General features: G+C 36.4%; 15 protein-coding genes and 8 pseudogenes. 11 read left to right on the forward strand and 12 right to left on the reverse strand.

Annotation, left to right across the window (positions count from 1 at the left end; genetic code table 11):
- Positions 1-13: 13 nt before the first annotated feature.
- From J4T77_RS05590 to J4T77_RS05605, 4 genes and pseudogenes are all read right to left on the reverse strand, one after another.
- Positions 14-885 (reverse strand): annotated as a pseudogene (locus J4T77_RS05590) (Rpn family recombination-promoting nuclease/putative transposase).
- A complete protein-coding gene (locus tag J4T77_RS05595; protein ID WP_233641003.1) occupies positions 882-1271 on the reverse strand; it encodes a group II intron maturase-specific domain-containing protein in 390 nt (129 codons plus the stop codon). The pseudogene J4T77_RS05590 and the gene J4T77_RS05595 overlap by 4 nt, the downstream one beginning before the upstream one ends.
- On the reverse strand, positions 1249-1902 hold the full coding sequence (locus J4T77_RS05600) for a reverse transcriptase domain-containing protein (protein ID WP_233641004.1): 654 nt from the start codon (positions 1900-1902) through the stop codon (positions 1249-1251). The genes J4T77_RS05595 and J4T77_RS05600 overlap by 23 nt, the downstream gene beginning before the upstream one ends.
- Positions 1895-2724: pseudogene (locus J4T77_RS05605) on the reverse strand (IS5 family transposase). The gene J4T77_RS05600 and the pseudogene J4T77_RS05605 overlap by 8 nt, the downstream one beginning before the upstream one ends.
- A 58-nt stretch (positions 2725-2782) precedes the next feature.
- Between J4T77_RS05605 and J4T77_RS07625 the strand changes: the two are divergent.
- Positions 2783-3492 (forward strand): annotated as a pseudogene (locus J4T77_RS07625) (transposase); the annotation flags it as partial.
- A 119-nt stretch (positions 3493-3611) separates the two neighbouring features.
- Here J4T77_RS07625 and J4T77_RS05615 read toward each other — a convergent pair.
- Positions 3612-6410: a WPE palindromic element domain-containing protein gene (locus tag J4T77_RS05615; protein ID WP_190321397.1), complete on the reverse strand. Its 2799-nt coding sequence runs from the start codon at positions 6408-6410 to the stop codon at positions 3612-3614.
- Between the two features lie 99 nt (positions 6411-6509).
- Between J4T77_RS05615 and J4T77_RS05620 the strand changes: the two genes are divergently transcribed.
- The 6 genes and pseudogenes from J4T77_RS05620 to J4T77_RS05645 all read left to right on the forward strand — a co-directional run.
- Positions 6510-9608 carry a phosphoribosylformylglycinamidine synthase subunit PurL gene (locus tag J4T77_RS05620; protein ID WP_233641006.1) on the forward strand — a complete coding sequence of 1033 codons (3099 nt, stop codon included), beginning with the start codon at positions 6510-6512 and terminating at the stop codon, positions 9606-9608.
- A gap of 95 nt (positions 9609-9703) precedes the next feature.
- Positions 9704-10216: a hypothetical protein gene (locus J4T77_RS05625; RefSeq protein WP_022626376.1), complete on the forward strand. Its 513-nt coding sequence runs from the start codon at positions 9704-9706 to the stop codon at positions 10214-10216.
- 47 nt (positions 10217-10263) lie between these two features.
- Positions 10264-10407: a hypothetical protein gene (locus J4T77_RS05630; RefSeq protein ID WP_182309107.1), complete on the forward strand. Its 144-nt coding sequence runs from the start codon at positions 10264-10266 to the stop codon at positions 10405-10407.
- 425 nt (positions 10408-10832) lie between these two features.
- The gene (uvrA, locus tag J4T77_RS05635) at positions 10833-13628 is read left to right on the forward strand and encodes an excinuclease ABC subunit UvrA (RefSeq protein ID WP_190321394.1); all 2796 of its coding nucleotides are present in this window, start codon (positions 10833-10835) and stop codon (positions 13626-13628) included.
- A 54-nt stretch (positions 13629-13682) separates the two neighbouring features.
- The gene (locus J4T77_RS05640; protein ID WP_010082388.1) at positions 13683-13997 is read left to right on the forward strand and encodes a hypothetical protein; all 315 of its coding nucleotides are present in this window, start codon (positions 13683-13685) and stop codon (positions 13995-13997) included.
- Positions 13998-14224: 227 nt separating this feature from the next.
- A pseudogene (locus J4T77_RS05645) lies at positions 14225-14485 on the forward strand (double zinc ribbon domain-containing protein); the annotation flags it as partial.
- A gap of 25 nt (positions 14486-14510) precedes the next feature.
- On the opposite strand, the pseudogene J4T77_RS05650 reads toward J4T77_RS05645, so the two are convergent.
- Positions 14511-15338 (reverse strand): annotated as a pseudogene (locus tag J4T77_RS05650) (IS5 family transposase).
- Between the two features lie 55 nt (positions 15339-15393).
- Here J4T77_RS05650 and terL point away from each other — a divergent pair.
- From terL to topA, 3 genes and pseudogenes are all read left to right on the forward strand, one after another.
- A pseudogene (terL, locus tag J4T77_RS05655) lies at positions 15394-15918 on the forward strand (phage terminase large subunit); the annotation flags it as partial.
- A 102-nt stretch (positions 15919-16020) separates the two neighbouring features.
- Positions 16021-16107, forward strand: coding sequence for a hypothetical protein (locus J4T77_RS07630; protein WP_458695080.1), 87 nt, complete (start codon positions 16021-16023; stop codon positions 16105-16107).
- Between the two features lie 87 nt (positions 16108-16194).
- Positions 16195-18644, forward strand: a pseudogene (gene topA / locus J4T77_RS05660) (type I DNA topoisomerase).
- Between the two features lie 164 nt (positions 18645-18808).
- Here topA and trhO read toward each other — a convergent pair.
- Positions 18809-19636 carry an oxygen-dependent tRNA uridine(34) hydroxylase TrhO gene (gene trhO / locus J4T77_RS05665; RefSeq protein WP_010963056.1) on the reverse strand — a complete coding sequence of 276 codons (828 nt, stop codon included), beginning with the start codon at positions 19634-19636 and terminating at the stop codon, positions 18809-18811.
- Between the two features lie 129 nt (positions 19637-19765).
- On the opposite strand from trhO, the gene J4T77_RS05670 reads away from it, so the two are divergent.
- Complete coding sequence (locus J4T77_RS05670; protein WP_190321395.1) at positions 19766-21364, forward strand: ABC transporter permease; 1599 nt, start codon at positions 19766-19768, stop codon at positions 21362-21364.
- A gap of 2 nt (positions 21365-21366) precedes the next feature.
- Here the strand turns inward: J4T77_RS05670 and J4T77_RS05675 are convergent.
- From J4T77_RS05675 to J4T77_RS05695, 5 genes and pseudogenes are all read right to left on the reverse strand, one after another.
- Positions 21367-22229: pseudogene (locus J4T77_RS05675) on the reverse strand (Rpn family recombination-promoting nuclease/putative transposase); the annotation flags it as partial.
- Entirely contained in the window at positions 22226-22582 is a 357-nt protein-coding gene (locus tag J4T77_RS05680) for a hypothetical protein (protein WP_233641008.1), read from the reverse strand. The pseudogene J4T77_RS05675 and the gene J4T77_RS05680, both read right to left, overlap by 4 nt.
- Positions 22530-22802, reverse strand: a complete 273-nt coding sequence (locus tag J4T77_RS05685; RefSeq protein WP_233641009.1) for a group II intron maturase-specific domain-containing protein — start codon at positions 22800-22802, stop codon at positions 22530-22532. Before J4T77_RS05685 ends, J4T77_RS05680 begins: the two co-directional genes overlap by 53 nt.
- The gene (locus tag J4T77_RS05690) at positions 22783-23772 is read right to left on the reverse strand and encodes a reverse transcriptase domain-containing protein (RefSeq protein ID WP_233641010.1); all 990 of its coding nucleotides are present in this window, start codon (positions 23770-23772) and stop codon (positions 22783-22785) included. The genes J4T77_RS05685 and J4T77_RS05690 overlap by 20 nt, the downstream gene beginning before the upstream one ends.
- 37 nt (positions 23773-23809) lie before the next feature.
- Positions 23810-23953 carry a hypothetical protein gene (locus J4T77_RS05695; protein ID WP_173862902.1) on the reverse strand — a complete coding sequence of 48 codons (144 nt, stop codon included), beginning with the start codon at positions 23951-23953 and terminating at the stop codon, positions 23810-23812.
- Positions 23954-24200: the final 247 nt, after the last annotated feature.

Genomic DNA, 24200 nt, shown 5'->3' on the forward strand with positions numbered 1-24200 from the left:
ATGCACTTTGAAATTACTCTGTACCGTTCACACTTAATTCTTCAATCTCACTAATAGAAAGGCCAGTAAACTTAACAATAGTGTTGACATCAACATTATTAGCCAGCATTGCTTTTGCGACTTCAATTTTCCCTTCAATTTTCCCTTCAATTTTCCCTTCAATTTTCCCTTCAATTTTCCCTTCAATTTTCCCTTCAATTTTCCCTTCAATTTTCCCTTCAATTTTCCCTTCAATTTTCCCTTTCTCTATACCTTTTTGTATACCTTTCTCTTCAGCAAGATCAAGTCTGTATTCAAGAATGGCTTCTTCTTTGCGCAGATCCATTATTCTTTCTTCATAAGTTATTAGATCTTTTTCATTCCAGTGAAACTTATCTAATTCATCATATGCTAGCTTTATTATTGGTGATTTTTCCGCAATTTTTCTGAGATCTTCGTCCGTTGTTTCATCTGCATATTTGAAAAAAAATAGCCAACGGTCTACTACACTTTCTAGTTGTTCTTCTCTACTCTTAGGAAATTTTGGCAGCTCTATGAAGATAAATTGAAAATCTTTTAAGTCATGCTCATTGGTTTTTTCATCTCTTATGGTATGGCTAGATATATAGTCAAGCTTATCAGGGAATAAGGTACAATTTGAAATCGCGATAAAGAAAATCTTCTTTAAATCAACGTATTTACCAGATTTATCAGCTTGTCTTGAGTAAGCCTTAGCAGCATAAAGTTGTGCGCGTTTTTCAAAGCCCTTAGTTTTAGCGACCTGGTTAGGTAAGGAAGTAGTATTGCTACTACTCCTCCCTTAGAAACGCAGCATGCAGGTTTCTCCACACTACGCTTGAGCCCCTTATCTAAGTCCTTCTTTTCTCGAACCGGCTTGTCCTTCATGATTCCTCAGAAAACATCATTCTTAATGGTGACACCAACAGCAGAGAACCTTCTCTTGAGAAAGAGCTTGCTAACATTTTTGTTTGTTTCACTCTTTCATCAAAATACTTTTTCCATTTTAAGTCAAGTGGATTTGCATCCGCCCTGATTTTAACATGTCGTCTGATAGGTATATCAATCAACCTAAGCAGTCTTAAATACCTTATCTCTTTCGGTTTGTTCTTGCATATGGGTGCAGCAAAGACCCATTGGCGTTGTTTCATTACCTTGAAGTAACGATTCTTTATCCAACGTAATCCTTTACGAGGATGTCTTTTCTTTGCCCATTTCCATAGAGCACACATAATTTCATGGTCTATTTTGTTAAAAGCTCTTTTCGCACACACATGGCTGTAGTAATTTTCCCATCCCCTTAATAGGGGAATTGAGCAACTTGATTAGTACGGCCTGAGTGTTCGCTATGTTTGCCTTTATCAATGTACGTGCTTTATTAAGAAGTTTCTTAATACTTTCTTTTGAAGGTTTTATAATTAACTTCTTATTATACCTGCGTACATTACAACCAAGAAAGTCAAACCCTGTTGTAATAGATGTAATTTTTGTTTTCTCTTCGGAAAGGATAAGACCTCTCTCCTGAAGAAAGGACGATACTAGAGGTTTTACTTCATTTTCCAGTACTTCACGTGTGATTCCTGAAATGATAAAGTCATCTGCGTACCTGATTACATTTACTCCACTTCTGATTTTGCTTCTTCTTTTACTGCCAAGTTTACCAAATTGACTTTCCAATGATTTTTCAAGTCCATTTAGGGCTAGATTTGCTAGTATTGGAGAGATGATACTACCTTGTGGGGTACCTGCAGTTGTGGAATACAGAGTTTTTGATTCTAGGAAGCCAGCTTTTAACCAGCTATGAAGAATTTTCTTCTCCATAGGAATATGCTTCATGAGCCATTCATGGTTAATGTTATCAAAACACCCTTTAGAGGTTGTTCGGAAACTAGTAAATTCAAGCATATTCCCTCTTTAACATAACCCTACTCATAGCTAGGTATATGAAATTCTCAGTGGATGTTGTGAGTAAATCATACTCCTTCGATAGCCTTCTATTCCTATTAACCCAAGCAAAAGTCCTTTCTACAACCCATCTTCTTGGCTGTACTTTAAACCCTTGTTCTCTTGTTGGTAGTAGCTCAGGTGGCGTATCTTTGTGCACCCAAAATCTACATGGAGGCCTTTTAACAATTTCAATATCTATGTCATATTCTTCCTTTATGTGATTCTTTAAATTTCTTCCTTGGTATCCCATGTCAGCCCACATTTTTTAACTTTAGTATATTTTGTTCTCATATTGTTTAATGCTATTTTAATACCATCTCTATCATTTTCGTTAGCAGCGCCTACGTAACAACCTAGTATAAAACCCTGAGTGTCTGTAATTATATGCCTTTTTCTACCCTTTTACTTTTTACTTCCATCATAGCTTTGATCCCCCTTTTCTGTAGTCTTTACAGATTGACTATCTACTATACAGGCACTCGGCTGCTCATTCTTTCCTATTTTTCTTCTACTATATTTTGTAATTTCATAATTCATTTTCTCAAAAATTCCCTGCTTCTTCCATTGCCTGAACTGCTCATACACAGTCTTCCATAGCGGAAAATCATTTGGTAAATACCGCCATTGACACCCTGTACGCAATACATAGAAAATTGCTTCTAATATTTCTTTTTTGCTATACTTTGGCAGCCTTCCTCCTTTCTTGTATGATACTCTGAAGTGTTTTTCTATTCTTGCCCATTCCCTTTCGCTTAGATCTGTTGGATACTTTTTTCTCATCTTTACCCCGTACTAAAATTTCAGATATTATAGCCTTTTACTTGTTTCCGGACAACCTCTAAGACAAACAGTCGGGTTTATAAAAGGGTATTTGCAACAAATAGGAAGAGATTTGCAGCTATTCACAAGCATCAAAAGAAACTTAATATTAAGATAAATGATTGCAGAAAATAATATGGAAGATATCGAAATTGCTATAGACAGTACAGGAATTAGTATATACAACAACACACAGCAAGGAAAATAGCACTGACAGAAAATATCGTGGCTATGAGCAAACGAGAAAATTGCACGTAATGTTGAATATAAACAACAAAAAAGCCATAGCTGTAAAATACAGTAACGGCTGATCACTATGGAGCTTGTGATTTGCTAAAAGAAGTTGATTTTCAGCATGCCATAAAAGCACTATATGCAGATAGAGCATGATAGGCACAAGTTTTATAAGTTGTGTAACGAATATGATATAAAGACAAAAATTCCACCAATAAACAATGCGGCAGAACATCCAGAAATAGATTATATGTCTGACAGGAATGCTGCTATTAGGTTAATAAAATTATACGGTGAAGGTGGCATGAAAGAATGGAAAAAAGAAGTAAATTATGGGAAAAGATCTTATATTGAAGGGTTTTTCTCAAGATTAAAGCAAATATTCGGATTTAGTTTTAGGAATAAATCTGAGATAAATCGAGAAAAAGAACTAAATGCTATTTGCTTAATAAATTCACTGATATTGGTATGGCTAAATTTGAGATAGTTACATGAATTTACCATAAATCACCATCTCATAAAGTGTGATGCAACAAAGCCATCCCAGTGTCTGGGCACTGGGATGACACACCCTTTTGGATGGAAACCAGTGTCAGGTACTCGGATGACACCATTTACAACCACTCTCCTACCCTTTCTAGCTGTTTATAGCTGTTAAATCTCAGGAATTTATCAAAATATGGAGAGGCAATAAAGGGTGTGGAATTACTTAAATAGTTAGATAAAAAACCAGGCAGATCATTTTTTAATTCTTGCATTTTGTATCTATAATTTTGTATAGAAATAACTTTTATTTTATCATAATCAAGTTTCCAATAAGCAAGTTCTGAGACTTCTCTTTTTGTTATATGTTCTACCGCTAAGGCTTGTAAAATTAATTGCGGAAAAAATCCCGACATTACTTCTTCATTGGAAGGTGGTGTACCAAGCTTATAGTCTATAATTGCCACTTGCCCACTTGGTAGATACTCAACTCTATCACATCTTGCTATCAGTGAAATTTCTTGTGGCTTATTTGTCATCCAAGCAGTTTCATACTGATCACAAGAACCAGTTTCACGCGCTGGAATATGAAATATCGGACAGGAAAAGTTCTTTTCCAACTCAACATAATTGCTTCGAGTTTCATCAAATTCGACAAAAGATTGAATTATCTTTTGTAGTCTTACCCACCACATATTTGAAAAATTAAACTGACTAGTCGAGAATGCTTCTCGTGCAATGCTCATTGGAGATTTTTTGTTGCGTAAATATCTTGCAAGAATGTTGTGTACCATAGTGCCAAATTCCAATATCGATGGCTTGAAATTCAAGTCTCTTAATTGTTTAAGACCCAGTATATATTCAACGTAAAATGAATAAGGATTACGAATTAGCTTTTCTATTGCACTGCAAGACATCACCTGCATTTTTTCTTTTCTAACTTCGGTTTGAGGTTTTGGCATAGGCTGAGTACATGGAACAGTACATTCAGGCGTATTTAATATCCTTAGCCAATCACGATACGGCTGCTTCCCCTCCTTGAGTAGAATTTCCAAACGCTGCAATAGAATTGGCTTTCTATGGCTTAGCGATCTTGTAATATAAACCTTACTTGCACAAAACAAATTGTGTAAAGTATAAAAAAAATACCCCTGCTCTTCTTGTGCAGAAGGAAGATTAAATTTTTCTCTCGTAAGTGCATTCAAAAGCGGACTTTGAAAGCTTGGCGCTTCATTAAATCCAGCAAGTATTACAACTTTGTTGTGATATAAGCTGAATTTATTCAAGTCACTTGCTACAAAGAAAAACTCTTTCTCTAAAAATAAGGTCAGAATTTGGCTATATAACTCTAAGGAGCATTTAATTCCTACACCCTCACATGCATTTGAGAAATTACAGGTAAAATTACCTATTTCACTATTTAGCTCTGAAAAATTTATACCAGATAATATATTAATACACTGCAAATGAGTTGCTACCACATCGAAAATAGAGCAATTTATAGAACGAAGTAAAGGATTAAATATAACCTCTAACTTACTGATAATAAGTAATATATCTTCTTTGTATTTTAGCTTTTTATGGGCATTGATAGCATTTATAATATCGCTCAGACCATTTGTACTAAAGTTGCGTAATATCTCTATTTCAAATTCAGATAAAATCCGAGTGTACTCTTCTTGAGTGTAACCAAAAGTCACTAGCCTATGTTTAAGGAGCGAAAGTAATGACACACTGCTCCAATTTGAGGTCAAAACTTCGATACTATAAAGCAGAAGCGTTATATAAGGGTAATTTTCCGGTATGGCACTGTGTTGCCTTGATAAACATGCTATACGAGCTGCAAGTAATTTATCAAAGACGACCAAAGAAATGTTTTCATAACCTTCATTTTCTATAATTAATGATGTCACTTGTGCTTCTTCCTCTCTGGAATCACAAGTGATGACTTCAATATTGCCAACATGTCCACTACTAACTTTGCTTAGATCGGCAGTTGTATCAAAGACGTAATCTAGATATTCCTCAGGACTTCCTGTTATCCCAGCCCTTTCTTCTGTCATCCAAGTAGCTGACACTGGGATCCAGTTTTCATTATACAGCCACCTGGTGCGCTCATTTAAAGTTAAGTTTTCTGGATCCCAGTGTCTGGGCACTGGAGAACACGCTTCTGGCAGAAAACTCACATCCCTTCTATCCACTTTTAAATAATCGAGCAGATCTTTCAGGCAATATTGATAATGTTTTTTATCAAGCGATTTCCAGTCTTTCTCTTTAATTTTCAAATTCAAGTTAGGCAAAATTATTTTTCCAAATGGCAGATCATATATAGCCCTAATTAACGACTTATCCTTTCCAATTCCAACAAAGATTATATATTGGTCTTTTTGTAAAGAGATTATCATATTGTTTATGTAATCACTCTTATGTTTTAATATATCTACTACTTCTAAATCTTTTAAAGTTTTACTCCAAGTCTCAGTGAGTAAGCTTATGAAATTCTCTATTTTTTTTGAATGTTCATCAAATTGATAACAATCCGTTGTTTGGGTAGATTGAATTTTATCAAGCAGTGATGGCAGGCTATAAGCTAAATCAATTGGAAAATTATCATTATTTTTTCTATTCCACTCCAATATGAATTGAATGAGTAGCAGTGTCCTTTTTGTTGGCTTGATAACTTTAACCCTATCAAGATTTAATATTAAATCTTCCTCATCAATATTCTCTAGCGAAACTATCTCTGGCAAAATTATGCATTTTTTAGCGTTATGATTCTTGAATGCACTCAGCAGCGCTATCACATCCCTCTTGCAAGGAAGTATGATTTTTACTTCAGGAATTTTTTCTCTTTCATATTCAGAAAATATGTGCTGAACCAGCACATCAAAAAGAGATTCATCCACATTAACGGTAAAAACTCTTCCCACTAACAGTAACAATTAATACAATATTTTATTGTATAGAAATTATTCAAAATATAAACGTGCTTGTATGCTATTATATATTAAAATTTTTTATAACATTACATGGCAAACATTAGAATAGAAGTTTTAAATAAATGCGAGCAAATTGGCTGCAGATGGTTAGTCAACGTTTACTCGATTTACATACGCAAAGAATTACCATCCAAATTATATGAAGAAATTTGCGGGCTATTTTATAATAAAGTCATACAAGACTGCCGTTATTATTCCTACAATGAAAACCTTGAAGAAGTTCCGTATGATTTCATAGAACCACAAGCAAAGTGGGGCTTGGAAATAAGCTTCCTACCTGGCATGACCGATAATGTAGGCAACACAGTGAAACAAATTGTTAGAGAGTATTTAATAAGCAAAGGCTATATCGACCAGCCTGTCATCCCAGCCCCTTCTTTTGTCATCCCAGTGCTTGACACTGGGATCCAGAAAGAGAAAACGCAGATTCCAGCGTCACGCGCTGGAATGACACCAATTGAGATCAAAGCAAGAAGTTCAAAATTGATTCTAAGTCAAGGAGATTTACCAACCGAAGATGATATAAAACAAGAGTTCAACCCCATCACTGAGTATTGCACACTTATCTGTAAAGAAAATAATAACTATAGCTGGGAATATTATGGTAAATATAAATCATTAAATACCCACTCCGGTGTCATTCCAGCGCGTGACCAGGAAAAAAAAGAATGGATCCCAGTGTCAAGCACTGGGATGACAGAAAAAAAGGCTGGGATGACAAAAGAGAGCACTGGAGTGATATCAAGTAGTAATGGGGCTAAATCTGTTGATTTAAATGTAAGTGACCAAGAACTTGAGAAAATCAGCAGAGATGGAATCGATGGTAATGGCACTTTAGGGCTCTCGCTGGCAGCAATGAAAGCTATAAAGGATTACTTTAAAAAACTTGGTAGAAATCCATATGATATTGAACTTGAGTCTCTGGCACAGACTTGGTCTGAACATTGTAAACACAATATTTTTTGCTCCCCTATTGATGAAATAAAAGACGGTCTATATGCTCATTATATTAAGCGTGCAACGCGTGAGATAAATTCTGACATATGCGTGTCAGTTTTCTCCGACAACGCAGGAGGAATAATTTTTGATGACGATTACTTGATTGTAGATAAAGTTGAAACTCACAATAGCCCTTCAGCTCTTGATCCATTTGGTGGAGCAATGACCGGAGTGCTTGGAGTTAATCGCGATATAGTGGGTTTCGGGAAAGGCGCAGAGCCTATAATGAATACCTATTACTTTTGCTTTGCCAAAGAAGCAAAAGGCAAATTTTATAGGGATAAAGAGCGCACTGATGAGATCTTACCGCCAAAATATATAATGAAAGAAGTGATTCGCGGTGTTAATGTTGCTGGTAATTGCTCTGGTATTCCAACACAACTTGGATCGGTATATTTCGACGATAGATTTTGTGGCAAGCCATTAGTTTTTGTCGGAAGCATTGGAATTATTCCACGCAATATAAATAATGCACCTTCACACATTAAAGGACCAAAAAATGGCGATAAGATTGTAATTATTGGCGGAAGAGTTGGAAGAGATGGAATTCACGGTGCAACGTTCTCTTCAGAGGCTTTATCGGGAAATAGCCCTTCAACAATTGTGCAAATTGGTGACCCTATAACACAAAAAAAATTATCCAATGCCGTCATAAAAGCAAGAGATCTTGATCTTTATAATGCAATAACGGATAACGGAGCAGGTGGGCTGTCGTCGTCTATTGGTGAAATGGGAAAAGACGGATTTGAAGTTGATTTGAGCAAGGTTCTCCTTAAAAACGATGGTATGGCTCAGTGGGAAATATGGATATCAGAATCACAAGAGAGAATGACCTTAGCAGTGCCAGAAGAAAATCTCCCTATGTTTAAGCAAATCATGAAAAAACATGATGTGGAGGTTTGTGTGATTGGAGAGTTTAATGAGAGTGGTAAAGCTGTTGTTAAATGTCCTGAAGGGACAGTAATAATGGACATCGAAACTGAATTTCTGCATGATGGTAATCCCAAAGTGCATTTACAGACGAAACCGTGGTCTAAGGGGCTTCCAGCGCTATGCGCTGGAATGACAACAAGTTCGCCTTCTTTAGCAATTGAACTAAAAGAAATGCTGAGCAGACCAAACATTTGCAGCAAAGAGTTCATAGTGGTGCAATATGACCATGAGGTTCAAGGGTCGTCAGTGCTGAAACCACTGCAGGGCAAGGGAAGAGTGTGCAGTGAAGCTATTGTTTCAAGGCCAATCCTTTCTTCAAATAAAGGTGTTGTAAAATCGCAAGGATTTGGCTCAAGTTATGGAGAAATTGACACCTACCACATGGCAGCATGTGCAATTGACACCGCGATACGCAACTATGTAGCCGCAGGAGGAAATATAAATCATCTAGCGTTGCTCGACAATTTTTGTTGGTGTGATGCTTATAATCCAGAAAGGTTGTGGCAACTAAAGAAAGCTGCAGAGGCTTGTTACGACTTCGCAACTGCATTTAAAACACCATTCATATCCGGAAAAGACAGTATGTTCAATGACTTCAAGGGATATGATGAAAATGGCGAGAAAGTGATAATCTCTGCACCACCTTCATTACTCATCTCAGCAATTGGAATTATAGAAAATATTGAAAATGCGGTATCGCTTGATGTAAAAATGCCAGGGGACTTGATATATGTGCTTGGAGAAACACTTGATGAACTTGGTAGATCTGAATATCAGTTATATAGTGGAATAGGTAATAACAACGTACCAAAAGTTGATGCAAAGAGCGCTAGGAAGTTGTATGAGCGTTACAACCAGGCAATAAAAGATGGCATAATTGCCTCTGCAATTGCACCAAACTTAGGCGGATTAGTTATTGCTCTGGCAAAATCGCTAATTGCAGGAGACCTTGGTGCTGAAATCGATCTTTCACTAGTCCCAATAGGAAAAATACAAAATACAGACATAATAAACAAGATAATAATGTTTTCTGAATCGCAAAGTAGAATTTTGGTTACTATTGCACCACAAAATCAGAAGAGGTTTGAAGAATTGTTTGAAGGTGCAGTTTATTCATGTATTGGCAAAGTAACAGAGAAAAAGGTGCTAAACATAAAGGATGTTTTAAAAGTAGATCTGAAAGATGTGGCATGCTAATATAAAATATTTTTCTTATTATGCTAAATAACTCTTTTACTATATGTAATGTTTATTTAGAATGAATGTATGTTATTAATTTTGGGTAGGTAATTATGTCTATTTTATCGATACTCCTGTTTATCAGTCTTTCTTTACTCAACACTTCAAATAAATTGATGATATGTGCTGCCTTATTTGTGGGAGCTGCTTTAGTTGTAAATTCAATGGTTGAATTTTATGGCAGAAGCAAAGCTACGTACAACTTAATAGTGTGTACAGCGCTATGTTGTGTTTTTAAATGGCAAAGTTTTAATTTGATGATATTGATTTCATATACTGCAATTTTAGTATCTCTTCTCTCAAGCATAATTATTTTTGAAAAATTGAAGTCCAAGTTGAATTTTCATATGGCAAATTTCATTACTTTAATTATAGCATCAGTGGTTGATAGTGCCGTTGTATGTGTTGGATTACTATACAAATTTTCTGCAGGTAAATGCCTATCAATATATACTAGAGACTTAATTTTTAAGTTTTCTTATGCGTCAGTATTGAGCATCTGTTTGTTTGTAGGAATGTATTTATTTTGCTTGGCAAACAAGAAGTATTTTAAGATTTCCACATAACCTGTTTTCTGATATAGCTAAACTGACTTTGGGTCCTAGGGGTGTATTTGGTGCGTAACAACAGTTTAGAATTTATAGGTAGCCTAAACCCACAACTGTACAAACATTATGATTTGAGCCTATCAGGGGGGTGTCATTCCAGTCTGGAATCCAGAAAAAAGAATGGTGTCATCCCAGTGCTTGACACATAGCTGTACGAACATTCATTTTTGAAGGTAAATTGCACAGCAAATGGTGTCATTCCAGTCTGGAATCCAGAAATTTTGCTTATAACTGAGCTGATGAGCTAAAGGTAGTTGTCTTACGCTAAAACAAACGTTTTTAATTAAGTTGCATAGAACCAGTGTCTGGGCACTGGCCCACTGGTGGGAATTGCTCCTAAACTACAACGTTCGTACAGCTATGTGCTTGACACTGGGATGACATCATAGGGGCACTGGCCTACTTAACCGTCATACCGTCGCGGTATCTCAGCCGCTAACAAGTAGCGGAATGACGATTTATCAAACGCTGCCTAATTTTCCGTAACAGTTGAAAAAATCCATAGAAAATCAATATATCACTATAAATTCACGTATTTTGAGGCTATAATGGTTAATACGTTATATGGTATAATATGGACGATTTTATCAGAGTTAAGGGCGCAAGGGAACATAATCTGCAAGGTGTAGACGTCAATATACCGAAAAATAAGCTAGTTGTTATAACTGGGCTAAGTGGTTCTGGCAAGTCTAGCCTTGCATTTGATACGATTTATGCAGAAGGCCAACGCCGGTACGTTGAAAGCCTGTCAGCTTACGCGCGTCAATTTCTCAACATTCAGGATAAACCAGATGTTGAGTCGATTACAGGTCTCTCTCCTGCAATATCTATCAACCAGAAATCGATCTCAAAAAATCCAAGGTCAACAGTTGGAACTGTTACCGAAATTTACGATTACTTGCGCTTAGTATATGCACGAATAGGAGTTCCTTATTCACCTGCAACTGGATTACCAATAACAAAACAAACGGTGTCTCAAATTGTAGACACTATAATTGCGTTACCTTTAGAAACTAAGATATATATACTTGCCCCTGTTGTGCGTGGTAGAAAGGGAGAACATCTTAAAGAGATATTGGAAATTAAAAGACAAGGTTACGTAAGGTTCAAAATAGATGGTGAAGTGTACAATGTAGATGACTTGCCTAAACTCGATAAGAACAAGAAACACGACGTTTTTGTGGTTGCAGATAGAATATCAATATTGGGCGATATAGGAAATCGACTGCCAAGTAGTATAGAATCCGCACTAAAACTTGGTAATGGTCTAATGTATGTAGAAATAGTAAACCTACCTGACAACCATAATTCCGAGTATAAAAATGGTCAAATTCTGACTTTTTCAGAGAATTTTGCATGCCCCGAGTCTGGTTTCACTCTTGAGGAAATAGAACCAAGATTATTTTCTTTTAACAGCCCTTACGGTGCATGTGGTTCGTGTAATGGGCTTGGTAAAAAACTAAGTGTTGATATAAAGCTAATAGTACCGGATGAAACTCTTTCAATATCTGAGGGTGCTTTAAAGCCAGTGGGATCAATGTTCCGCCAAGTGCACACAGGTTATGGATTTCTAAAAAGTGCAATTCTATCACTGGCTGAAAACTACAAATTTAACCTTGATATTCCGTGGAAGAACATAGATCAAGAAGTAAAAGATATGATACTCTTTGGCTCTAATAAATTTCAAGGTTTGATCAGTATCTTGGAGAACCAGATGGATTATGATGAAACACTTGTTGAGCGATATTGCTCTGTCACTCACTGCAGAGAATGCACTGGCTATAGATTGAGAAAAGAAGCGCTTACAGTAAAAATTGATAGCAAACATATAGGTGAAATATCAGGGCTTAGTATCGATGAATCCCTTAAGTGGTTTGAAAATTTGCCAGACAAGCTCACAGAACAACAGAAGCAAATCTCAAATAAAATACTAAGTGAAATAATCAAGAGGCTAACATTTTTAAAGAATGTAGGGTTGAATTACCTAACGCTTGATCGAGAATCTAGCACTCTCTCTGGCGGTGAGAGTCAGAGGATCAGACTTGCTTCGCAAATTGGCTCAGGATTAACGGGGGTTTTATATGTTCTTGATGAACCCTCGATTGGCCTTCATCAATGTGATAATGATCGGTTAATTGCCACACTAAAAAACTTAAGAGACATGGGTAACACTGTAATCGTTGTTGAGCATGATGAAGATACAATAATGGCTGCTGATTATGCGATTGATATTGGTCCTGGAGCTGGCGTAAATGGTGGAAAAGTTGTTGCAGAAGGAACACCAGACCAGGTGCAAAGAAATTCAGGGAGCATAACAGGGCAATATTTGAGTGGAGAGAAAAAAATTTTAATTCCAAGGAGAAGAAAGCAAGCAACTCAGTTCATAAAAGTAATAAATGCATGTGAAAATAACTTAAAAAATGTAAACGTTAAATTTCCTATAGGGAATCTTATTTGTGTTACTGGAATATCAGGAGGGGGAAAATCAAGTTTAGTCATAGAAACGTTATATAAATATTCAGCACATAAGATACATCATTCGTCTGCAAGGTATAGTCAGTGTGATAGAATAGAAGGCCTTGAATATATAGATAAAGTTATAGAAGTTGATCAGTCGCCAATTGGTAGAACTCCTGCGTCAAATCCAGCAACATATGTTGGTATGTTCACTCATATAAGAAATTGGTTTGCAGGTCTTTCGGAGTCAAAAGCAAGGGGATATAATATAGGCCGGTTTTCATTTAATACCAGAGGGGGAAGGTGTGAGGCTTGTAAAGGTGATGGGCACTTAAAGATAGAGATGCATTTTCTACCGGACGTTTATGTGAAGTGTGAGCAATGTAAAGGGCGAAGGTATAATCGGGAAACATTGGAAGTTACTTATAAAGAAAAATCAATCTCTGATGTGCTTGATATGACGATAGATCAGGCTTGTGATTTTTTTGAAAACCTTCCAATGGTAAAAGAAAAGTTGGTTTCTTTGCAGGAAGTAGGGCTTGGCTATATAAAACTCGGACAGTCGTCAACAACGTTGTCTGGGGGTGAAGCACAACGAATAAAGCTGTCCAAAGAGCTATCAAAACGATTTACCGGAAGAACATTGTATATTCTTGATGAGCCAACAACTGGATTACACTTTGAAGATATAAATAACTTACTAAAAATACTCCATAGATTAGTCAATCTGGGAAACACTGTTATAGTTATCGAGCACAATTTGCACGTTATAAAAACTGCAGATTATATAATAGACATCGGACCAGAGGGCGGAATAAAAGGCGGAGAAGTGATTGCTACTGGAACTCCAGAAGAAGTGGTAAAAATTCCAGAAAGTGTTACAGGCAGGTATCTTAAAACGTATTTATTATAAACTATTTCTTAATTATATTAGGCTAGGTTGCATATTTATGATTTGGAGATAAGAATGTCAGTATATCGATACTTTAGAAGGTACGTTGAATATGGAGTTGTACCTGCTAAGAAAGCAGAAGATAACACACTAGTTCCAGAAAATAGTTTCTATAAATCTGTACGTTACGTTGATAATGTGCTAGGACCTGTGAAAGATGTAATTTGTGGAGTTGAGAGTAAAGACAATTATAACAAGTATTATCAAGATAATGATAAACGTGGGTCACAGGGCAGAGAAAGTGTATTCATTGTGTGCACTTGGTGCTATTTTAGCAGCCAACATAATATTGCAACCTTTATGTTTGATACTATAACTAAAGTGACTTAGGTTTACCGACGATTTGATAAACGACAAATTCGTCATCCCGCTGCTTGTTAGCGGGATCTAGAGATACCGCGGCGGTATGACGTAGGAAAACCTGACTTGCACTAGCTACAGCACCCAGCAGTGGCTCAGTTTGAACTATATTGAAATGGAATAAAAAGTGAAAGAGTGTAAGCTTAAGTTACTTTAGCTATACTATATAAATTATTTTATAATATATTTAATGAGTTGTGAACCTTCTCTTACTAAAAAAAGCTACAAATCTCATATTTCCAAGCGTATGCGTAAGTTGCGAATGTATCATTGATGAAAATCTTAATCTGTGTAGTGAATGCAACAAAAAAATCAATTTTCTAACTAAGCATTACTGCAATGTTTGTGGCGTAGTAATCTCAGACAATATTTATACGTGTGGTAAGTGCATCATCAATCCTCCACCGTTTAAAGTATTAAGATCAGTTTTTGCTTATGATCAACATAGTAGAAACATGAGAGGTTGTCCGGAAACTAGTAAATTCAAGCATATTCCCTCTTTAACATAACCCTACTCATAGCTAGGTATATGAAATTCTCAGTGGATGTTGTGAGTAAATCATACTCCTTCGATAGCCTTCTATTCCTATTAACCCAAGCAAAAGTCCTTTCTACAACCCATCTTCTTGGCTGTACTTTAAACCCTTGTTCTCTTGTTGGTAGTAGCTCAGGTGGCGTATCTTTGTGCACCCAAAATCTACATGGAGGCCTTTTAACAATTTCAATATCTATGTCATATTCTTCCTTTATGTGATTCTTTAAATTTCTTCCTTGGTATCCCATGTCAGCCCACATTTTTTTTAACTTTAGTATATTTTGTTCTCATATTGTTTAATGCTATTTTAATACCATCTCTATCATTTTCGTTAGCAGCGCCTACGTAACAACCTAGTATAAAACCCTGAGTGTCTGTAATTATATGCCTTTTTCTACCCTTTACTTTTTACTTCCATCATAGCTTTGATCCCCCTTTTCTGTAGTCTTTACAGATTGACTATCTACTATACAGGCACTCGGCTGCTCATTCTTTCCTATTTTTCTTCTACTATATTTTGTAATTTCATAATTCATTTTCTCAAAATTCCCTGCTTCTTCCATTGCCTGAACTGCTCATACACAGTCTTCCATAGCGGAAAATCATTTGGTAAATACCGCCATTGACACCGTACGCAATACATAGAAAATTGCTTCTAATATTTCTTTTTTGCTATACTTTGGCAGCCTTCCTCCTTTCTTGTATGATACTCTGAAGTGTTTTTCTATTCTTGCCCATTCCCTTTCGCTTAGATCTGTTGGATACTTTTTTCTCATCTTTACCCCGTACTAAAATTTCAGATATTATAGCCTTTTACTTGTTTCCGGACAACCTCTGAAACGCTATAAAAAATTTCCTGATAATCTCTCGCATATAACACAAAGTTGGGATACTGCGGTTTCAACAAGTAACATGAGCAACTTTAGTGTCTGCACCACCTGGGCAAAAATAGATAATAAATTCTATTTACTCGACGTATATCGCGCAAAGCTTGAGTATCCAAAGCTTAAAGAACAGGTTTTGTCACTAGCTGCAAGATGGACGCCACACGCAATTTTAATCGAAGCAAAAACAAGTGGTCAACAATTGGTGCAAGAGCTAAAGACAAACAGTGATTTACCGATTATTGAAATAGTGCCACATGATGACAAGCTCACTCGATTTCATCAAATTGTTCCGATTATAGAGTCTGGCAAGGTTTTTCTGCCACATCAAGCAGTATGGCTGAACGATTTTGAGTATGAGATTTTAATGTTTCCTGAAACGCGCCACGACGACCAAGTGGACAGTACCGTGCAATATTTGCAGTGGGTGAGAAACAGTACCTCTAGGGTTACGGCTGTACGGGCATTGTGATTTGAGAGCAATTTCCACAAGGGAGGATGTCATCCCAGCGCTCCTTTTTTTGTCATGCAAGTAGCTGACACTGGAATCTAGCTTCTCGTTGCTGCTGCGATCATATACTATTGTAATGAGCCTTCAAAGTCACTTAAAAATAGCAACGTCCAAGGGTTTTCTGAAAAGGCCCCACAACCCGGTTCGTAAAATTCACAAGAACCATTAAAATATTTTTTTACTTTTCATTGTATATTTCTCAACATATTATCTTTAAGTACTAAAATAATTAACAATATGGCATTATTAATAGTTGAATCACCTGCGAAAGCAAAGACAATAGGTAAATATTTGAGTAAAGAGTTCAAAGTAGCTGCATCCTTTGGACATGTGAGGGATCTTCCAGCAAAAAACGGTTCTGTCGATCCGGATAATGATTTTACTATAAAGTATGAAACCATTGAAAAAGCAGAAAAGTATATAAAAGAGCTAGTAAAAGCCGCAAGCAAAACATCAGATATATATCTTGCAACAGACCCAGACAGAGAAGGGGAAGCAATGGCTTGGCATGTGATAGAGACATTAAAAGAAAAGAAAGCAATCAGTAATGAAAACAACATTTATAGAGTAGTCTTTAATGAGATAACAAAAAGAGCAGTACAAGAAGCAATAAAAAATCCACGTGAAATTAATATGGATTTAGTGCGTGCACAACAAGCACGTAGAGCTTTGGATTATCTAGTTGGATTTAGTTTGTCACCACTGCTGTGGACAAAATTGTCGGGAAGCAAGTCTGCAGGGCGAGTGCAGTCTGTTGCATTAAAGATTATATGCGAACGAGAAGATGAAATTAGTAAATTTATAACACAGGAGTATTGGAGCATAAAAGCAGAAATGCAAAATAGCAAAGATGAGGCTTTTTTTGCTATGCTAAGCCACTATGACAATAAAAAGCTAGAAAAATTTGATATTAAGAATGAAGAAGAAGCAAAGAACTTAGTCAGGGAGATTGAATCAAGGCAATATGCTGTAAGCACAGTAGAACGCAAGCAAGTTAAGAGAAACCCGCTTCCTCCGTTTATTACTTCAAGTCTTCAGCAAGATGCAGTGAATAAACTGTATTTTAATGTGAAAAGTGTTATGCGCATAGCGCAAAATTTATATGAAGGTATCGATATTGGTGGTGAAACTGTAGGGTTGATAACTTACATGCGTACAGATGGGTTTCATATTGCAGATGAGGCTATAAACTCAATTAGAGGGTCAATTAAGTCATTATATGGTGATAAATATTTACCGCAGTCTCCTCGTAAATATGTAAAAAAGGTCAAAAATGCTCAAGAAGCACATGAAGCAATTCGTCCAACTGATATCAATAGAACGCCGGGTAGTATTAAGGATTACTTAACGCCAGAGCAATTTAAATTGTATGATTTAATCTGGAAAAGGACCATTGCAAGTCAAATGGAGTCGGCGATTCTTGATCAAGTGGTAGTCGAAATTAGTTCTACTGACCAGAAAGTAATTCTGCGAGCAAGTGGATCAAGTATATTCTTTGATGGTTTTTATAGAGTCTACCAAGATAACATAGAAGCCGAAAATGAAGGCCTGCTACCTGCCATGAAGGAAGGGGAAGCGTGTAAGCTGATTTCAGTTGAGCCAAAACAACATTTCACTCAACCGCCACCTCGTTATAGTGAAGCAAGTATCGTAAAAAAATGGAAGAAATCGGTATAGGTCGACCATCAACTTATGCAACAATTATTTCGGTATTACAAGATCGTGAGTACGTTTCATTGGATAGCAAAAGATTTATTCCAAGCAGCCGCGGTAAAATCGTTACTATATTTTTAGAAACTTTTTTTCAGCGTTGTGTAGAGTATGATTTCACAGCACAAATGGAAGAGAAGCTTGATTTAATTTCAAATGGACATGCAGATTGGAAAAAAGAATTAGGCCACTTTTGGGTGCCATTTTTTGGTCATGTAAACTCTGTCAAGCAAATGACGCATGATGAAGTTTTCAGCGGCATTCACGATTTGGTAATCGATTGGTTTTGTTCAGAAGAAGGAAGAAAAGAGGTGAATACGAAATGCCCTGCTTGCTTAGGTGGCATATTGAAATTGAACTTTGGAAAAGCCGGGGTGTTCCTTGGATGTTCTAACTATCCTGAATGCAACCATACAAAAGAAATTACAGGTAGTAACGACAATTCAGAATATCCAAAAAGTTTAGGTATAGATGATATAACAAACCAAGAAGTGATGATCAAAAAGGGTCCTTTTGGACTTTATCTGGAGTTTAATAACGAGTTAAAAAAGAAAAAAACGGTTTCCATACCAAAAGATATAAATGTTAATGAGATTGATCTGAGCACCGCTACTCAGTTACTTTCCTTGCCAAAAGTAATCGGAGAACACCCTGAAACCGGAAAGGAAGTAAAAATAGGCCTTGGGCGATTTGGGTACTATATTTTCTATGATGGTAGATACTTTTCTCTTAAGAAAAGCTCCAAAGAGGTGCTGAATACAGAATTGAGCGAAGCTGTACAAATTATTGCAAACAGTCCACGCAAAGAGTTAAAATCTCTCGGGGTTAATGAAAAGGGAAAAGAAGTTTTTATCTGCAACGGTAGGTACGGATTCTATATAAAATGCGGTAAAACAAACGTTGCTTTGGGCAAGAGTGCAGATATTGAGAGTATAGATCTGGAGAAGGCTTTAGAGTTGATTAAGGGTAAGAAATAGACTTCTTGCATAACCATATGCTCTTTATTGTCATTCCAGCGCGTGACGCTGGAATCTAGAAAAAAAGAACCTGGATGCCAGTGTCTGGGCACTGGCATGACACCCTTTCTGGTAGAGGTTGCTCTCAAATCACAACGTGCATACAACTGCAGCAGTATGATGTTTTATTTATTATAGCTATAACACTGAAGTTTACAATCAGAACAAACCACTTGGCCACGTGGAACTGATTTCAGTTTATCAGTTGAAACTTGATTTGAGCAGAATATGCATTTTATTGTGTTGCTTGGAGTAAGTGAGTTATCAACAGCAATTCTATCATCAAAAACAAAACATTCTCCTTTCCAATTACCATTTTTATTATAAGTTTTTTCAAGGTAAGAAAGAATGCCGCCTTTAAGATGGTAAACATCACTAAATCCAAGGCTTTTCATATATGCTGTAGATTTTTCGCATCTAATCCCACCAGTGCAGTACATAGCCACTTTCAGGTCTTTACTCTCAGAAAATGACTCTGTCCACTGAGGAAACTCACGGAAACATTGTGTGTGTGGATTAATTGCATTCTTAAACTTGCCTAATTTCACTTCATACTCGTTTCGTGTATCTATTACTAAAACGTCAGGTTGAGAAGTAAAATCATCCCAATGCTCTGGATCAACATATTTACCCCTAAGGGAAATATCAAGATTGCTTACACCAAGATTCACAATCTCTCTTTTTAATTTTACCTTCATCTTGCTAAATGGTTGATATTCTGCTGCACTCTCTTTCCATGTAAGGTCCCTTAGCCTATAATCAGAACGTAGAAAATCGAATATTTTATCAATTGCGTTTCTTTCACCAGATATTGTTGCATTAACACCCTCTTCTGCAAGGAGTATAGTGCCCTTTAACTCAACGTTGTTGCATGCAGCTTTTATTTCGTCTTTCATGTCATAATAATTAGAGAGTTCTACAAAGTGATAGAAAGTTGCAATGACGAAGCTCATGATTATTGACTTATCAACTAAAAACATGATATACAAAATTATAAAGATATTCAATAGTACGGCTGTTAATTACTGGATATCTTCAGTTTTTACATATAACATTTTAATATAAAATATAGATTCAAATTAATGTTTTTAAGAGTATTTAAAAATATATTCTTATTTTTAGTAAGCATATTATTCGTCTGCCCAATATTATCATTAATATCAATCTTATTTACAGATTCAGCGAATTCCGAATGGGTAATCAGTACACTTTTTCCTGAATATATACTGAGTACGTTAATTTTGATGGTAGGAGTAGGGGGAATATCTTTCATATTTGGAGTAATTCCAGCTTGGCTCACCACATTTTTTTCATTTCCTGGAAGTAAAATTTTTGAGATTGCTTTGTTCTTTCCGATATCGATTCCTGGATATATAGTAGCGTTCGTCTATGTAAATACGCTAGAGTTTTCAGGTCCGGTGCAGAGCTTATTAAGAGACATTTTAGATTGGAGCAAAGGTGACTATTGGTTTCCTGAAATAAAATCCCTAGGTGGTGGAATATTAGTAATGGGATTCAGCCTATATCCATACGTTTATATGTTAGTTCGCTCAAGTCTAAAGAATGTTAGTAACTCAGTCACTATTGCGTCAACGCTTGGGTTCTCCTCATTGAAGAGCCTGTTTTCTGTTATCATACCCTCCATACGCCCATCAATTATAGCTGGGTTGTCTTTGGTACTAATGGAAGTAATTACAGATTTCGGCACACCACAGTTTCTTGCTATCGATACTTTTACGACAGGAATATATCGCACCTGGTTTTTACTGCATGACAAATATTCAACTACTGTTTTAGCAGTTGCAGAATTAATTTTCGTTGTGATACTAATAGCTATCGAAAAAAAACTACAAAAAAAAGGAATATCTTACTCTTCAATCAATACCAATTCGGACTATCACAACAAACGGAGTATAAGTGGCGCTATGCCGTTGATCTTTCCTTATCTTATGTGTGTATTGCCGATCTTAATAGGTTTTATTTTGCCAATGATTCCGCTCATATATTGGAGCATAGAGAAGGGGTTTTTCATATACGAAGCAAGATTCTATAACATAATAGCAAATAGCATTAGTTTATCATTTATCACCGCATTAATCTCAATTAGCATTGCAATAATGATTGGATATACGGCGCGTAAAAATAAGGTAATCAACAATATAGCGCGTCTCATTTCTTTAGGCTACGCAATTCCAAATGCAATTATCGCAATTAGTATAATAATATTTTTAAGCAGAATATCCTCTTTCATTACTCAATATGTTGTGGAAATTAGCTTGGTAGGAACTATTGGCGCATTAGTTTACTCATATTTATTTCGTTTTTTTGCTATATCTTTCAAGGCGGTAGAGTCAGGGCTCAAAAAAACACCAAATGAAATTGAGTGGACTGCATATACTATGGGTCATGGACCTATTTCCACATGTTTGAATGTTCATATCCCTCTCATCAAGAAGAGTATATTATCGGGATTTTTGCTCGTATTTATGGATACTATCAAAGAGCTCACAGCAACACTCATTATAAGACCATTTAATTTTGAAACTATATCAACTAGAATATATGAACTTGTAAGCGATGAGCGCTATAGAGAAGCTGCCCCATTTTCGTTAATAATAGTTATAATAGGCTTAATCTCTACAATAACCTTATTTACACTTGATGATAAGGATAAAAAATAAACGTAACCGTTCACACTTAATTCTTCAATCTCACTAATAGAAAGGCCAGTAAACTTAACAATAGTGTTGACATCAACATTATTAGCCAGCATTGCTTTTGCGACTTCAATTTTCCCTTCAATTTTCCCTTCAATTTTCCCTTCAATTTTCCCTTCAATTTTCCCTTCAATTTTCCCTTCAATTTTCCCTTCAATTTTCCCTTCAATTTTCCCTTCAATTTTCCCTTTCTCTATACCTTTTTGTATACCTTTCTCTTCAGCAAGATCAAGTCTGTATTCAAGAATGGCTTCTTCTTTGCGCAGATCCATTATTCTTTCTTCATAAGTTATTAGATCTTTTTCATTCCAGTGAAACTTATCTAATTCATCATATGCTAGCTTTATTATTGGTGATTTTTCCGCAATTTTTCTGAGATCTTCGTCCGTTGTTTCATCTGCATATTTGAAAAAAATAGCCAACGGTCTACTACACTTTCTAGTTGTTCTTCTCTACTCTTAGGAAATTTTGGCAGCTCTATGAAGATAAATTGAAAATCTTTTAAGTCATGCTCATTGGTTTTCATCTCTTATGGTATGGCTAGATATATAGTCAAGCTTATCAGGGAATAAGGTACAATTTGAAATCGCGATAAAGAAAATCTTCTTTAAATCAACGTATTTACCAGATTTATCAGCTTGTCTTGAGTAAGCCTTAGCAGCATAAAGTTGTGCGCGTTTTTCAAAGCCCTTAGTTTTAGCGACCTGGTTAGGTAAGGAAGTAGTATGCTACTACTCCCTCCCTTAGAAACGCAGCATGCAGGTTTCTCCACACTACGCTTGAGCCCCTTATCTAAGTCCTTCTTTTCTCGAACCGGCTTGTCCTTCATGATTCCTCAGAAAACATCATTCTTAATGGTGACACCAACAGCAGAGAACCTTCTCTTGAGAAAGAGCTTGCTAACATTTTTGTTTGTTTCACTCTTTCATCAAAATACTTTTTCCATTTTAAGTCAAGTGGATTTGCATCCGCCCTGATTTTAACATGTCGTCTGATAGGTATATCAATCAACCTAAGCAGTCTTAAATACCTTATCTCTTTCGGTTTGTTCTTGCATATGGGTGCAGCAAAGACCCATTGGCGTTGTTTCATTACCTTGAAGTAACGATTCTTTATCCAACGTAATCCTTTACGAGGATGTCTTTTTCTTTGCCCATTTCCATAGAGCACACATAATTTCATGGTCTATTTTGTTAAAAGCTCTTTTCGCACACACATGGCTGTAGTAATTTTCCCATCCCCTTAATAGGGAATTGAGCAACTTGATTAGTACGGCCTGAGTGTTCGCTATGTTTGCCTTTATCAATGTACGTGCTTTATTAAGTTTCTTAATACTTTCTTTTGAAGGTTTTATAATTAACTTCTTATTATACCTGCGTACATTACAACCAAGAAAAGTCAAACCCTGTTGTAATAGATGTAATTTTTGTTTTCTCTTCGGAAAGGATAAGACCTCTCTCCTGAAGAAAGGACGATACTAGAGGTTTTACTTCATTTTCCAGTACTTCACGTGTGATTCCTGAAATGATAAAGTCATCTGCGTACCTGATTACATTTACTCCACTTCTGATTTTGCTTCTTCTTTTACTGCCAAGTTTACCAAATTGACTTTCCAATGATTTTTCAAGTCCATTTAGGGCTAGATTTGCTAGTATTGGAGAGATGATACTACCTTGTGGGGTACCTGCAGTTGTGGAATACAGAGTTTTTGATTCTAGGAAGCCAGCTTTTAACCAGCTATGAAGAATTTTCTTCTCCATAGGAATATGCTTCATGAGCCATTCATGGTTAATGTTATCAAAACACCCTTTAATATCACCTTCGAGTATCCATTGTAGTTGGTTACGGCTTGCCAGTAACAAGTGGCAAGCCACAGTAGCGTCTGCGCAGGATCTTTTTGGTCTAAAACCATAAGAGTGACGATCACTGATCGTTTCAGCTATCGGTTCCAAAGCAAACAAGTATAATGCTTGCATGGCTCTATCTTTTATCGTAGGGATTCCAAGAGGTCTTCTTTTGCCATTAGACTTACTGATGTATATCCGTTTTAGCGGAGAAGGTTTGTATCCTCTTTGTTTTAATAGCTTTATTCCTTGAAATTTTGTGTTGCAAGTTGACCATATTTGACGATCTACACCTGCTGTGTTTTTTTCCTGGTTTTCAGTTACTCTCTTAACCGCCAAAGCTTTGCCGCTAAAAGAGCGTGTGAGAAGGTGTTGTAAAGTTTTCACCTTACCCCATCTGCCTTGTTGGACAGCCTTAACAATACGCCTCTGTAGCCTCATAACAACTTTTTGGCATTTCTTCCAGGGTAACTGGTTCCATGCTTCGGAGTTATTGGTAGGTGCACTTACAGTTGTACTTGTAATCATCTGCTTTCCTACCTTAAGTGGTTAACAAAGTTTCTTGTCATGAAGGACCAAATGGAAGTCTGCTCGTTTTCACGCGAATTAATGTTACAAATTCTATCCATTTCGTTACAAAATGGCATTCGCTTTCTCCATTATCCTTTACCTGCACATCCATCAGCATTCCTTGCGGGTTGCCTGCCATATAGGCGAAAATACAGGCTTATCCTGTTCCTTTTGTCATACAATAGTGGGTTAGGTGGCTTCTCTATACCGGTGGAATTATTATTTGCGTACATCCAGAAATGAAAAATGTCACATTACCTTTTGGTCGGAGCTTATCAGCATCTTTAGCTCTTTAATCGTTACGATACTTATGAAGCTTCACTTACGTTCACCATACCACTAAGCCTAGCCCTCCAACCACATGATGCTTGTAGTTTATGCTTTCT

It is taken from the genome of Wolbachia endosymbiont of Drosophila innubila (assembly GCF_021378375.1).
Lineage (GTDB): Bacteria > Pseudomonadota > Alphaproteobacteria > Rickettsiales > Anaplasmataceae > Wolbachia > Wolbachia pipientis.

Coding starts and splice junctions, on each gene's coding strand:
- J4T77_RS05695 (WP_173862902.1), bottom strand. CDS start 23,953: ATGGCAGGCAACCCGCAAGGAATGCTGATGGATGTGCAGGTAAAGGAT.
- J4T77_RS05690 (WP_233641010.1), bottom strand. CDS start 23,772: ATGATTACAAGTACAACTGTAAGTGCACCTACCAATAACTCCGAAGCA.
- uvrA (WP_190321394.1), top strand. CDS start 10,833: ATGGACGATTTTATCAGAGTTAAGGGCGCAAGGGAACATAATCTGCAA.
- J4T77_RS05670 (WP_190321395.1), top strand. CDS start 19,766: ATGTTTTTAAGAGTATTTAAAAATATATTCTTATTTTTAGTAAGCATA.
- J4T77_RS05620 (WP_233641006.1), top strand. CDS start 6,510: ATGGCAAACATTAGAATAGAAGTTTTAAATAAATGCGAGCAAATTGGC.
- J4T77_RS05625 (WP_022626376.1), top strand. CDS start 9,704: ATGTCTATTTTATCGATACTCCTGTTTATCAGTCTTTCTTTACTCAAC.
- J4T77_RS05640 (WP_010082388.1), top strand. CDS start 13,683: ATGTCAGTATATCGATACTTTAGAAGGTACGTTGAATATGGAGTTGTA.
- J4T77_RS05600 (WP_233641004.1), bottom strand. CDS start 1,902: ATGCTTGAATTTACTAGTTTCCGAACAACCTCTAAAGGGTGTTTTGAT.
- trhO (WP_010963056.1), bottom strand. CDS start 19,636: ATGAGCTTCGTCATTGCAACTTTCTATCACTTTGTAGAACTCTCTAAT.
- J4T77_RS05680 (WP_233641008.1), bottom strand. CDS start 22,582: ATGAAATTATGTGTGCTCTATGGAAATGGGCAAAGAAAAAGACATCCT.